Genomic DNA, 12,819 nt, shown 5'->3' with positions numbered 1-12,819 from the left:
CCTTTAGATGTTTTCTTCGTCTATCTCTGTGTTAACGATTTCTTCGATCATATCCCATTCTTCATCAGTTTCAACTGGCAGGAAACGACCGCCGTCTCCATCTTCATTCGGTACATTGATCATTGGAATCAGTTCAATCTCTTCATCGTCCTGAGAAGCGCCTTCTTCAGCTAAAATCACATAATTTTTATCAAATTGTGGATTGTAGAACTCAAGAATTTTACGGTAAAGTACTTCGTTATTATCCTCATCAAATAATGTGAGTAATTCCTCTTCGTTATTGATGTCAAGTGTACCTTGTACTTCTTCGTTTTCTTTGTTGAATTCAGTCATGTTCATTCTCCTTATGATTTAGAATTAAGATAGCCTTGCAGAATAAAGACTGCGGCCATCTTATCGATTACAGCCTTGCGTTTCTTACGTGATACATCTGCTTCAAGTAAAGTGCGTTCAGCGCCCACTGTTGAAAGCCGTTCATCCCACATCACGATTTCAAGATGAGGACATGCCTCTTTCAGCAGTTCACTATAGTGAATGGATGCTTCCCCTCGGGGGCCAATGGTATTGTTCATATTTTTGGGCAGACCGACGACTGCTACTTTCACATCATTAGTCTCAATAATTTCTTTGAGACGTTCAATACCGAATGTACCTTGTTCTTCATTAATGCGGAGTGTTTCGAGTCCTTGTGCTGTCCAGCCCATCGCATCACTGAGAGCAATACCTACAGTTTTAGAGCCGACATCAAGACCTATTACTTTATTCATGGAATCCTTTTTCTGACTCAATATAATGAGTAACAAGCTGTTCCATAATATCATCTCTGTCCAGTCTTCTAATCTGATTTCTAGCATCATTATGTCTTGGAATATAAGCAGGATCACCTGAAAGCAGATAACCGACAATCTGATTAATCGGATTATAGCCTTTTTCTTCAAGTGTGTTATAGACATTCAGAAGAACGATGCGCACTTCCTCTTTCGGCAGTTCTTCAATATCAAATTTCATTGTCTTATCAAAGTTTTCCACTGTATTACACCCCTTAGCATTCCATTTGTTCACATTGTATCATATCGCATATACATAATAAATTATAGGGATTTAATGTGTTCTTTAACAAACTGTAATGCCTCTGTCACTTTAGATGTATCATTTGAGCCACCTTGTGCTGAATCGGGGCGACCGCCACCTTTTCCATCTGTTACATTTGCGACACCTTTGATTAAGTCTCCTGCTTTTACGCGGTCAGTCAGGGACTTGGCTACTGTTGCCATATAATTTAATTTATCAGATGCTGCAGCTAGGAAAATCAGCGTATCTGGCAGCTTAGATTTGTAATCATCCATCATATCGCGTAATTCTTTTGCATCAGCTGCTTCTACTTCGAGTGCCAGTACACGGATACCATTGATATCCTCAGTCAGCGTTGTAATGTCTCCTACTTTTAAGTTCGACAATTCACGTTTTGCCTCTGATAATTCTTTAGTCAGCGTTTTTTCAGCGGTAACCAGGTCTTCTACTTTTGCCTCAATCTGTCCTGCATTCTTCACTTTAAGGGTGTGAATCAGTTGTTCAGCCATTTGCTCGTAATGTGTCAAGAATTCAAATGCTGCCTGACCGGTCACAGCTTCAATTCTTCTTACGCCTGCCCCTGTACCTGATTCAGAAACAATTTTGAAGAGACCAATCTCTGAAGTATTCTGAACATGCACACCCCCACACAACTCGATAGAGAACTGACTCATTTCAACGACGCGGACGATATCACCATATTTTTCACCGAAGAGTGCCATCGCTCCTTTTTCTTTAGCATCAGCAATTGCCATCTCTTCAATATTCACTTTAATATTTGCCCATATTTTCTGGTTGACGATCGATTCCACCTGCTTCAACTCATCCTGTGTCACTGGACCGAAGTGAGAGAAGTCAAAGCGAAGTCTATCAGGTGTTACAAGTGAACCTGCCTGATTGACGTGTGTACCTAGCACTTGCTTAAGTGCAGCATGCATCAAGTGAGTCGCACTATGATTCTTGATGATATGGTTACGGAATTCTTTATTGACGCATGCTAAAACAGTTGCACCTTTATGCACACGACCAAATTTCACTGTTCCCGTATGCAGATTCTGACCATTTGGAGCTTTAATAACCTCAGTCACTGCAATTTCAAAGTCATCATGGCTGACAAGACCCGTATCTGCAATCTGTCCCCCACTGACCGCATAGAATGGTGTTTCGCGCAGGATAAACTGAATAACATCACCGCTCTCAGCCTCCTGAACAGCAGTTCCATCAACGAGAATATCCTCCAACTCAGTCGTCGTTTCCAGCACATCATAACCTACGAAGCGGCTTGGTGTCTGGATGCTTGATAACGTCTCATTCTGAACTTGCATACTTTGTGTTTTCTGACGGGATTCACGCGCACGTGTACGCTGCTCTTCCATCGCTTTTTCAAATCCGGCATGATCAACTTTCAGACCGTTTTCTTCTGCCAGTTCCTCTGTCAATTCAACCGGGAAACCGAATGTATCATACAGTTTAAAAACATCTTCACCTTTCAACGTACCATCAGCTGTTTCTTTCAGACGGTTAAAATGCACCAGTCCTTCTTCCAGCGTTTCATGGAAGCGGTCTTCTTCAGATTTAATGACACGCTTGATGAAATCCTTCTGTTCTTCAACAGATGGGTAGTAAGCCTTCATAATCGCTGCAACGATATCGACTAAATGGTACATAAAGGGTTGATTAATGTTTAGCTGCTGTGCAAAACGAACAGCACGACGCAGTAGACGTCTCAGGACATAACCGCGTCCTTCATTGGATGGCAGTGCTCCGTCACCGATAGCGAATGCAACTGTACGGATATGGTCAGCGATTACTTTAAATGCAACATCTTTTGCTTCATTCTCTCCGTACTTCGCACCTGAGATACGTTCAGTCTCCTGAATGATCGGCAGGAATAAATCAGTGTCGAAATTAGTTCTAACGTTCTGTGATACGCTGGCCATCCGTTCAAGGCCCATCCCCGTATCAATATTCTGCTTCGGTAGTGGGGAATACGTATGGTCTGGATTATGATTGAATTCCGAGAACACTAAGTTCCAGATTTCAAGATATCGTTCGTTCTCACCGCCTGGATACATTTCTTCTGCCGGGTCATTCTGTCCATAAGCTTCACCGCGGTCATAGAAGATTTCTGTGTTAGGACCTGACGGACCCTCACCGATATCCCAGAAGTTACCTTCAATACGAGTGATACGATCATCAGTCAGTCCGATGTCATTTACCCAGATGTCATAAGCTTCTGTATCTTCCGGATGAATCGTCACATACAGTTTTTCCGGTTCAATGGCAAGCCATTTGCCACTCGTCAGAAATTCCCATGCAAATGCGACTGCTTCTTTCTTGAAATAATCACCGATTGAGAAGTTCCCCAGCATTTCAAAGAACGTATGATGGCGCGCTGTAAAACCGACATTCTCGATATCATTCGTTCGGATGGATTTCTGCGCATTCGTGATTCTCGGATTAGCCGGAATGACACGTCCGTCGAAATATTTCTTTAATGTTGCGACACCTGAATTGATCCAGAGAAGTGAATCATCATCAATCGGCACAAGTGGTGCTGAAGGTTCAATCATATGGCCTTTTTCTACAAAAAAGTCTAAATACATCTGTCTGATTTCTGCTGCTGTTAATCGTTTCATCTAATCTCTCCCTTAAAATAAATAAACGCCCGCCCCTCAAAAAGGGACGAACGTGTTCGCGGTACCACCCTAGTTACGGCAAAAAAGCCATCACTCAATAGTCTTATTCATCTACACTGTACAAGTAGCCTTCAAAGCATCCTGCATACCTCTCACCGACCGGTATGTCTCTAGTTTCTCAGTTCTGCTCCTACTCATCTTATACTGAATAATTAAATTATATGAATTTATGGACTAGTCGTCAACTGTTTCGTAATCAGATGGAGAAATCCCTTCCATATTGATCATCGGTGATATCTGATGCATATTCTCTTCCGTCAGTTCTCCAATTGCAATGGTCGTCGCTGCTTGTTTTTCTTCCTTCATACCGAAATATTCCTGTAGATGTTCTCTAAATGAAGTATGACGTTCAAGACCCATCCTTTTGATTCCATCATCAAAAGCTGAGCGCTCTCCGCAAATAATCAGCGACTGTTTCGCGCGTGTCAGACCTGTGTATAAAATATTTTTCTGAAGCATGCGGTAGTAGGCTCTTACTACCGGCATGATGACAATCGGAAATTCTGAGCCTTGAGATTTATGAATGGAACAGCAGTATGCGTGTGTCAGTTCAGTCAGATCCTGTTTCGTATAAGTGACTTCATTGCCTTCATAGTCAACGATGACCACATCCTTGTTCAGCGCATTCTCTGCTGCCATAAAAATACCGACTACTTCACCAATATCGCCATTGAATACATTATCTTCTGGACGATTGACCAGCTGCAGCACTTTATCGCCATCTCGGTAAATGATGTCGCCGAACTCCAGCTCCCTTTTATCATCTGACTGTGGATTCAATATTTGCTGAAGTTCCTTGTTGAGGAAACGGATGCCTGCTTTTCCTTTATAGATAGGAGCGAGAACCTGGATATCTCGCATATCATAGCCCTTATCTACAGCTTTTGAGACGACTTGATTAATGACAGTCGGAATCTGATCCGTTGAGCATGGAAGAAAGGAGCGGTCGTTATAGCGGGCTGCAATATCGAAAGATTGACCTCTTTTAATCTGATGTGCGAGCTCGATAATAGACGAGCCTTCCTGCTGTCTATAGACTTCTGCAAGCTCAACTTGCGACATGATACCGGAGTCAATGAGATCACGGAACACCTGACCGGGTCCTACTGACGGCAGCTGATCCTGATCACCGACAAATATAATCTGACAGTCATTCGGCACAGCACGCATCAGCTGGAACATCAGCCACGTATCAACCATCGACATCTCATCAATGATGACGAGTTTCGCAGCAATATCATTTTCTAGAATATCGTCCGGCTTATTTTCACGAGTCCAGCCAATCAATCTATGAATAGTCGTTGCTTCAAGTCCTGTTGATTCTGATAGCCGTTTAGATGCACGCCCTGTCGGTGCAGCTACCGCTACCGGAAAATCAGTTCCCTCATAATCTTTATAATCGAGACTCAGGCCATGGAGTTCAGCATATAAATTAACGATGCCTCTGATAACTGTCGTCTTACCTGTACCAGGCCCTCCTGATAAAATCATCATTTTCTCACTCATAGCAGTTTCCAGTGCCTCTCTCTGCTTATCAGCATAAGTGACCTCGAATGACGACTCAAGCTCTCCGATTGCCAGCATAATCTCTGACTGTTCGAACTGTTTAATTTTGTCCTGTGTCTGTTTTAAGCGATGCAGGACTTGAACGGTCTTGATTTCTGCATAATATAGACTCGGCATATAGATGCGCTCACGGTCACTAACCACTACTTTCTCTTCACTCAGTTCAGTCAATTTGTTGACGAGAAGTCCTGAATCTACCTGTTCACCTGAAGCGGTCAGCATCGTATAGGCCGCTTCCAGCAGACTCTGCTCTTCTATATATGTATGGCCATTCTGCAGACAAGCCTGCTCCAGTGTAAAAACAAGCGCAGCGCGCAAACGCTCAGGGTGATTACCCTCAATCCCTAGCTTACGGGCTAGTTCATCAGCCTTACTGAAACCGATGCCCTGAATGTCCATGACAAGCTGATAAGGTGATTTCTCGATGACTGGTAACGTCTCTTCTTTATAGAACTGAAAAATCTTCATAGCGAGCTGAGGACCAAAGCCCCATTCATTCAGACGAATCATCGTTTTCTCAATGGCCTGGTTTTCATTCACCGTCTGATAGATCATCTCCTGCTTTTCCTTAGAGAGTTTAGGTACTTTTTTGAGCACGTTCCTGTCATTCATAATAAGTGTCAGAGCATCTTCACCGAGCGTATCCACAATCTGCTGAGCGAGCTTCTTACCGATACCTTTAAAAAGGTCACTGGATAAGTAGTGAATGATTCCATCCCGTGTCTGCGGCATATCTTTTTCAAATTTTTCTGCTGATAACTGCTTGCCATATTTTGCATGCGTAACTACTTTACCGGTAAATGTATAAGTATCGCCTTCAGCAACCTGAGGCAAATAACCGATGACTGTCGCTTCGTCCTCAAAGTCCTCATTCGATTCCAATACCTCTACTTTCAGCACAGTATAGAAATTATCCGCATTCTGAAACATGAGGCGGCTGATGGTGCCTTTTATATAGGACTGTTCGAATAAAGACATATTTTCCACCGTTATTCCTCCTTCAGTTGTTCAAACATCGTAATGGCATGACCTGCGAGCAGATGATCGGGCTGAATCTCGACTATGCTGCGGAACCTAGCCAGAGCAACATCAACATCTGAATCGAGCATATATTCAGCAAGTGCAAGATTATACAGCGCATCAGTATGTTCATCATCTATCGTTACTATACCGTTCAGCACTTGCACCGCTTCTTTATACATCTCGAGGTGACAGAGCACGAGACCATACTGGAAGGCCACTTCCTGATCGTCTGGATGCATTTCATAACTTCTCATTAAGTAAGGCATTGCTGTTCTGAAATCTCCCAGATTCACAAAACACATTCCCAGCATATAAAAAGTATCAGTATCTTTCAGGCCTGCACCGACTGCCTTCTGATAAAGTGTCGCTGCCTCCTGAAAACACTCCTGATTAAAATAAAGATTGGCGAGGCCATAATAAGCACCACCGTGATTCGCATCCAGTGTTAATGCTTTCTGAAAGAAACGTTCTGCTTCCTCTGTCTTATTCGCATCTGCAAGTATAGTGCCTGCATTAATATAATGTGCTGCCTCTTCAGGTTCAGATTCAATCGCACTGAACAGAAGTTCCAGTGCTTTATCAAATTGTTTTTTCTCAATGAATGCTACTAACTGTTTGTCGTCCATAAGACCCTCCATTTTCCAACTATTATAACAAAAAAAGAAGACTCTCGTCTTCTTTATAAAACATATGTGAGTTCATGCGTATTTTTGTAGACTTTATCAATCGTTGCCCCGCCAAGACAAACTTCATCCTGATAGAAAACGACAGCCTGACCTGGCGTAATCGCGCGTACAGGTTCGGCAAACGTTACTTTCAGCTCAGTGTCTGAGATTTTTTCAACAGTCACTGCTGTATCCTGCTGACGATATCTGAACTTTGCTGTACAGTTCAATGGAGTCGTGAAATCAACCGGATTAACGAAGCTGAAATCAGATGCTACCAGATAATCGCTGTACAGTGAATCGTGATGGAATCCTTGTTCAACGTAAAGGATGTTGTCCTCTAGATTTTTACCTGCAACAAACCAGGGATCACCGTCTCCTCCAATACCAAGACCGTGGCGCTGTCCGATCGTGTAGTACATCAGCCCGGCATGTTCACCCATCTCGATACCATCAAGCGTAGTCATACGCCCGCTTTGAGCTGGGAGATACTGACCCAGGAAGTCTTTAAAGTTTCGTTCGCCGATAAAACAGATTCCCGTTGAATCTTTCTTTTTAGCCGTCGCAAGCCCATTTTCTTCAGCAATACGTCTCACTTCCGGTTTCTCCAGATGACCAAGCGGGAACATCACATGCTGCAGCTGTTCCTGAGATAACTGGTTCAGGAAGTAAGTCTGATCCTTATTATTGTCTTTGCCTCGCAGCATCTCGACCGTTCCATCTTCATGACGTCTAATCTGCGCGTAGTGGCCTGTTGCAACATAGTCTGCACCAAGCTTCAGTGCGTGTTCAAGGAATGCTTTGAATTTAATTTCCTTGTTACACATGACGTCCGGGTTCGGCGTCCGGCCTTTTTTGTATTCATCCAGGAAATAAGTGAATACTTTATCCCAGTATTCTTTTTCAAAGTTGACTGCATAGTAAGGGATGCCAATCTGATTACAGACAGCGATGACATCCTCATAATCTTCTGTCGCTGTGCAGACCCCGTTTTCATCAGTGTCATCCCAGTTCTTCATAAAGATACCGATAACATCATAGCCCTGCTGCTTCAGCAGAAGTGCCGTTACTGAACTATCGACACCGCCGGACATACCGACGACGACTTTTATATTTTCATTTGTCATATTATTCGCTTCTTTCTTTATTCATTTCATATATTTTGAGCAGCTGGTCAGCGATATAATCAATCTGTTCTTCCGCCATATGTGAGCTGAAGCTAAAACGGATTGACTGTTTTGTGCGTGCGTCAGTACCGAACATCGCTGTCAGTACATGTGAAGGTTCAATCGATCCAGCTGTACAAGCCGAACCGCTTGAGACATAGACCCCTGCCATATCAAGGAGTGTCAGTATAATCTCGACATCACTGAACGGAAAGTACAGATTCATGATATGCGGCAACTGCATATTCTGATTACCATTCATCTCAAATGGAATACTGCGATCCTGAAGTGCATTAAGGAAATGCTCCTTCAACTGCATAAGGCGGACATTGCGAGCATCCATCTGGTCAGTCGCAAGCGTGAGCGCTGTCGCCATCCCTTTAATAAGCGGGACATTTTCAGTACCTGCACGTCGCTTAGTCTCCTGTGAACCGCCAAGCTGCTGGAACTCGATATCAGTTCCCGGCTTAATATACAGAAGCCCGATTCCTTTTGGACCATAAAATTTATGAGCAGTCAGACTAAGCAGATCAATATTCAGTTCTTTGACATCGATCGGCATGTGACCTGCAGCCTGCACTGCATCTGTGTGAAGGAGAGCCTGATGGTCTATCAGGAGAACTGCAATATCACCAATCTGCTGAATCGCACCGACTTCATTATTACCGAACATAATTGAGACGAGAGTCGTATCCGGTCTCAGGGCCTGCTCTAAGTCATTCAGATCGATTTCGCCGTAGCGATTGACGGCTAAGTAGGTGACTTCGAACCCTTGTTTCTCAAGATATTCAAAGACATGAAGGACTGAATGATGTTCAATCTGCGTCGTAATCAAGTGTCTTCCGAGATGCTGTCGTTTATAGGCAGCGCCTTTAATCGCTGTATTATTGGATTCCGTCGCTCCGCTTGTGAACAAAATATCTTTAGGTGACGCGTTGATCACTTTAGCAATCTGACGACGTGCCTCGTCGACAACCTGCCTTGCTGCTCTACCCGTTCGGTGAATAGATGACGGATTGCCAAACTGTTCACTATAAATATCCATCATCACATCACGAACTTCCGGTGCAACGGGCGTCGTCGCTGCATAATCTGCATAAACTTCCATCTCAAGAAGACCTCCTTTTTTCAATACTCTATATTAGCATCGTTTGAGTCAAATTGCCACACTATGAACCTTTGCACAGAATTTATAAATCAAAATGTGGATTCCGTTCGATTATTAAAGGGAGGTGTTTTTTTGGATCATATATTACTGGAGATGGAACTGTTATATGCACGAGGAGTTGAAGTGAGTATGAATCAGCTGGCGAAGGAAAGAAAGGGGCATGCAGGAGAACGGATGGTAAAGGAGTCGCTAGAGAAGATAGTAGAATTTTCATATACCTTGTCTGATATTCTTCGGGAGTTTGAAGGTACATTTGTACAATCTGATTTTATAATTGTTCATTTTAACCGGTTGGCTATTCTCGAAGTCAAAAATCACTGCCGGAATTACGAACTGAAAAATGATGAATGGTATTTTTCAAATGGTCATAAAGGCAGCAACCCTTTTCATCAATTAGACCGTGCAAAAGGACTGCTCGCAAAATTTTTGAAAAGCAAGGATATCTGTATTCCAGTTTGGGGATATATCGTCCGGACTAATGAAGTGAGTAAGCTATAAGGACTGCAACCTCACCATCATGTTCTGATGCCTATGCAATTAGAAGCAGATATACAGGAGCAGACCATACCCGCTTATCACCTGATTACTGAATTATTAGAGCAAGCATCAATTATTGAATCACCTTTTTATAGACCTGCTCTTGGTATAAAAGACTATATCAAAGGTTTAAATTGTCCTAAGTATGATAATTTAAAAGTAATTGAAATGAATATACTTTATTTTTGTGTTTTGAATCAAACTGATGAATTTAAATTAGAAGATATCCATGATTTTACGAATAAAACTTTCAGTTTGCGGACTTTACAAGTAAAGGGTCAGTCTCTTATTGAACAAAGTATAATCTTAAAACTGCACCGAAAAAAATATCGGTTTATAAATATTAATAAAGTCGTCAGAGAGTTATAATGCGTTTAAAATTGTTTAAACGCATCATCGAGGAGAGTTCGTGCGTTTTAAGACCATCAAACCTCAAGCAATCCTTCTACCAAGCATTTTCATACCTTCTCCTCTACCCGAGTGATACACTAAGGATACGATTACTTAGAAAGAAGGTAACACTATGTCTGATATTAAAATTCCTGTATCTGTTCTTGACCTTGCGCCTATTCGTGCGGGTGAAGATGCGAAACAAGCCATTGAGAATGTTGTCAGTCTTGCACAACATGTCGAGGAACTGGGTTACAACCGTTTCTGGATTGCTGAACATCATAACACACCGAATCTCGCGAGTTCTGCGACTGCTATTTTAATCAATCAAGTCCTGAATCATACTCAAACTATTCAAGTCGGTGCCGGGGGTATTATGCTGCCGAATCATGCACCACTTGTTGTGGCTGAACAATTTGGAACGATGGCCACTCTTTTTCCTGACCGTTTGAATCTTGGTCTTGGTAGAGCACCTGGTACTGATATGATGACAGCAAGTGCGCTTCGTCGTAGTCAGCATGACTCTGTTCATACTTTCCCGGATGATGTCGCTTCTCTTCTGCAGTACTTCGGTCCTGAAAATAGACAGTCCTACGTCAGAGCATATCCAGGTGCTGAGACGAATGTTCCCCTTTATATACTCGGATCTTCTACTGACTCAGCTCATCTGGCAGCACGTATGGGACTCCCGTATGTTTTTGCCTCTCATTTTGCACCTGAACAAATGAAGGAAGCCATTACGATCTACAGAAATCTTTTCACTCCATCTGAATACCTTGATAAACCTTATGTCATGGTAGGGATGAATGTAATTGCCGCTGAAACTGATGAGGAAGCGGAGTTCCTGGCAACAAGTATGCATATGATGTTCTTAAGCATTATTCGCAACTCTCGTCAGCCACTGCAGCCACCTACAGATCATATGGATGCCATCTGGAGTCCACAGGAAAAACTGATGGCAACGTCACGTACGGCAACTGGTCTTTTCGGTTCAGCTGATTCAGTAAAAGCACAGCTCGAAGACTTCCAGGATCAATATCAGGTCGATGAAATTATTGCGGTCTCCTATATCTATGATATCGACAAACAGAAACGCAGCTACACAATCTTAAAAGACATTACTTCATAAAAAACGGCTCAGAGTGTAGTGTACCCCTAAAGTTGAACCATAAAATTCAACTTTAGGGGTGTTTTGTTATGAGTAGAAAGTTTGATCTTGATTTTAAACTAAAACTAATTGAAGAATATAAGAATGGAACCTTCGGTTTAACAGCTTTAGCTAAAAAATATAATATTGATGATTCTTATATTAGAACTTGGATTTATCAATATGACTCATACGGGTTGGATGGTCTCATTTCAGGAATGAAACGGAAATCTTATAGTAAGGAGGAAAAATTCACTATCATTCAATACAGGCTGAAGCATCAGCTGTCCTACAGAGAGACTGCTAAAGTGTTCGGAGTAATGAATCCAACCTTAATTGCTCAGTGGCAGAAGAAGTATAATGAATATGGTATCCTTGGTTTAGAATCTAAACCGAAAGGTCGTAGCTCTAAGACTATGAAAAATAAGCCTAGACATATATCTGATAAGCCTTTGAATGAAAGTGAACGCCAGGAACTAGAGAGATTACGCGCTGAGAACAGGCAACTTGAAATAGCTATCGCACTTGAAAAAAAGTTACAATCCTTAGCTCAAGAAAATCAAACAAGGAAATAGTTGCTGCTATAATTGAACTAAGGAATCAAACTGACTTTAAATTAAGTGAAATCTTGAAAGCAGCTGAAATCGCTAAGAGCGTCTATCATTACTGGAAGATTCATTTAAAGACCACTGATCAGAAGGATAGTGAACTGGTTCAAGCAATTAAGAATATCGTGACTACTCATAAAGGTAGAACGGGTTATCGCAGAGTAACAGTTGAACTTAAATTGATGGGATACAGGGTCAATCATAAAAAAGTGCTAAGACTGATGAAAGAAAATAAGTTACTGTGTGTAAAGTTTAAACATAGAAATAGAGCCTATAAATCATATAAAGGACAGTTGGGAAGGATCGCCAAGAATAAGATAAATCGAAGATTTATTTCAGATAGACCTTATCAGAAACTGCTTACTGATGTGACCCAGTTCAGTATTCTAAATGGACGAACAAAGCTATATATGTCAACAGTCATGGATGTTTGTACCAAAGAAATCATTTCGTACTCTATAAGTGAAAGTCCAGATATGAATTTCGTACTAGAAAGTTTGGATAAGACAATAGATGCCATACCAGAATTACCTTACAGAACTACCATTCATTCTGACCAGGGTTGGCATTACCAGAATAAAAAGTGGATAAAGAGACTGACGGAAAATAATATCTTTCAAAGTATGTCCAGAAAAGGGAACTGTCTAGACAATTCTCCAATGGAGAATTTCTTTGCTATATTAAAGCAGGAGATGTTTTATGGAGATAGTTCATTCGATGAATCAGCCAAAGAAATTACTGATTATATACACTATTACAACCACATCAGAAGAAAATAA

Annotated in this window: 13 protein-coding genes; 5 read left to right on the top strand and 8 right to left on the bottom strand. The window is 41.8% G+C overall.

Going from position 1 to position 12,819, the window contains the following annotated elements:
* Positions 1 to 3 precede the first annotated feature (3 nt).
* From ERX37_RS01780 to ERX37_RS01745, 8 genes are all read right to left on the bottom strand, one after another.
* Positions 4 to 333: a DUF1292 domain-containing protein gene (locus tag ERX37_RS01780; RefSeq protein ID WP_133428931.1), complete on the bottom strand. Its 330-nt coding sequence runs from the start codon at positions 331 to 333 to the stop codon at positions 4 to 6.
* Positions 334 to 344: 11 nt separating this feature from the next.
* On the bottom strand, positions 345 to 767 hold the full coding sequence (gene ruvX / locus ERX37_RS01775; RefSeq protein ID WP_133428930.1) for a Holliday junction resolvase RuvX: 423 nt from the start codon (positions 765 to 767) through the stop codon (positions 345 to 347).
* Positions 760 to 1,029: an IreB family regulatory phosphoprotein gene (locus tag ERX37_RS01770; protein WP_133428929.1), complete on the bottom strand. Its 270-nt coding sequence runs from the start codon at positions 1,027 to 1,029 to the stop codon at positions 760 to 762. The genes ruvX and ERX37_RS01770 overlap by 8 nt, the downstream gene beginning before the upstream one ends.
* A 62-nt stretch (positions 1,030 to 1,091) precedes the next feature.
* Entirely contained in the window at positions 1,092 to 3,710 is a 2,619-nt protein-coding gene (gene alaS / locus ERX37_RS01765; RefSeq protein ID WP_133428928.1) for an alanine--tRNA ligase, read from the bottom strand.
* 234 nt (positions 3,711 to 3,944) lie between these two features.
* Positions 3,945 to 6,323, bottom strand: coding sequence for an SF1B family DNA helicase RecD2 (gene recD2 / locus ERX37_RS01760; protein WP_133428927.1), 2,379 nt, complete (start codon positions 6,321 to 6,323; stop codon positions 3,945 to 3,947).
* 2 nt (positions 6,324 to 6,325) lie between these two features.
* On the bottom strand, positions 6,326 to 6,985 hold the full coding sequence (locus tag ERX37_RS01755) for a tetratricopeptide repeat protein (RefSeq protein ID WP_133428926.1): 660 nt from the start codon (positions 6,983 to 6,985) through the stop codon (positions 6,326 to 6,328).
* Between the two features lie 53 nt (positions 6,986 to 7,038).
* Positions 7,039 to 8,151: a tRNA 2-thiouridine(34) synthase MnmA gene (mnmA, locus tag ERX37_RS01750; protein WP_133428925.1), complete on the bottom strand. Its 1,113-nt coding sequence runs from the start codon at positions 8,149 to 8,151 to the stop codon at positions 7,039 to 7,041.
* A 1-nt stretch (position 8,152) separates the two neighbouring features.
* Positions 8,153 to 9,298: a cysteine desulfurase family protein gene (locus tag ERX37_RS01745; protein ID WP_133428924.1), complete on the bottom strand. Its 1,146-nt coding sequence runs from the start codon at positions 9,296 to 9,298 to the stop codon at positions 8,153 to 8,155.
* Positions 9,299 to 9,430: 132 nt separating this feature from the next.
* Between ERX37_RS01745 and ERX37_RS01740 the strand changes: the two genes are divergently transcribed.
* From ERX37_RS01740 to ERX37_RS01720, 5 genes are all read left to right on the top strand, one after another.
* Positions 9,431 to 9,856 carry a nuclease-related domain-containing protein gene (locus ERX37_RS01740; protein WP_165981937.1) on the top strand — a complete coding sequence of 142 codons (426 nt, stop codon included), beginning with the start codon at positions 9,431 to 9,433 and terminating at the stop codon, positions 9,854 to 9,856.
* A gap of 27 nt (positions 9,857 to 9,883) precedes the next feature.
* Positions 9,884 to 10,264 (top strand): hypothetical protein, encoded by a 381-nt coding sequence (locus ERX37_RS01735; protein WP_165981936.1) that lies wholly within the window; start codon positions 9,884 to 9,886, stop codon positions 10,262 to 10,264.
* Positions 10,265 to 10,418: 154 nt separating this feature from the next.
* Complete coding sequence (locus ERX37_RS01730; protein WP_133428921.1) at positions 10,419 to 11,414, top strand: LLM class flavin-dependent oxidoreductase; 996 nt, start codon at positions 10,419 to 10,421, stop codon at positions 11,412 to 11,414.
* A 68-nt stretch (positions 11,415 to 11,482) separates the two neighbouring features.
* Positions 11,483 to 12,007, top strand: coding sequence for a helix-turn-helix domain-containing protein (locus ERX37_RS01725; protein WP_133428920.1), 525 nt, complete (start codon positions 11,483 to 11,485; stop codon positions 12,005 to 12,007).
* Positions 11,974 to 12,819: an IS3 family transposase gene (locus tag ERX37_RS01720; RefSeq protein WP_133428919.1), complete on the top strand. Its 846-nt coding sequence runs from the start codon at positions 11,974 to 11,976 to the stop codon at positions 12,817 to 12,819. The genes ERX37_RS01725 and ERX37_RS01720 overlap by 34 nt, the downstream gene beginning before the upstream one ends.

Source organism: Macrococcus hajekii, assembly GCF_004359505.1.
Taxonomy (GTDB): Bacteria; Bacillota; Bacilli; order Staphylococcales; family Staphylococcaceae; genus Macrococcus; species Macrococcus hajekii.
The sequence above is the reverse complement of the archived record's forward strand: the minus strand, read 5'-3'. Positions and strand labels throughout refer to the sequence as shown.

Bases quoted from the DNA above. Each gene is read 5' to 3' on its own strand.
- mnmA (WP_133428925.1), bottom strand. From the start codon at position 8,151: ATGACAAATGAAAATATAAAAGTCGTCGTCGGTATGTCCGGCGGTGTC.
- ERX37_RS01725 (WP_133428920.1), top strand. From the start codon at position 11,483: ATGAGTAGAAAGTTTGATCTTGATTTTAAACTAAAACTAATTGAAGAA.
- alaS (WP_133428928.1), bottom strand. From the start codon at position 3,710: ATGAAACGATTAACAGCAGCAGAAATCAGACAGATGTATTTAGACTTT.
- ruvX (WP_133428930.1), bottom strand. From the start codon at position 767: ATGAATAAAGTAATAGGTCTTGATGTCGGCTCTAAAACTGTAGGTATT.
- ERX37_RS01780 (WP_133428931.1), bottom strand. From the start codon at position 333: ATGACTGAATTCAACAAAGAAAACGAAGAAGTACAAGGTACACTTGAC.
- ERX37_RS01730 (WP_133428921.1), top strand. From the start codon at position 10,419: ATGTCTGATATTAAAATTCCTGTATCTGTTCTTGACCTTGCGCCTATT.
- ERX37_RS01745 (WP_133428924.1), bottom strand. From the start codon at position 9,298: ATGGAAGTTTATGCAGATTATGCAGCGACGACGCCCGTTGCACCGGAA.
- ERX37_RS01735 (WP_165981936.1), top strand. From the start codon at position 9,884: ATGCCTATGCAATTAGAAGCAGATATACAGGAGCAGACCATACCCGCT.
- ERX37_RS01755 (WP_133428926.1), bottom strand. From the start codon at position 6,985: ATGGACGACAAACAGTTAGTAGCATTCATTGAGAAAAAACAATTTGAT.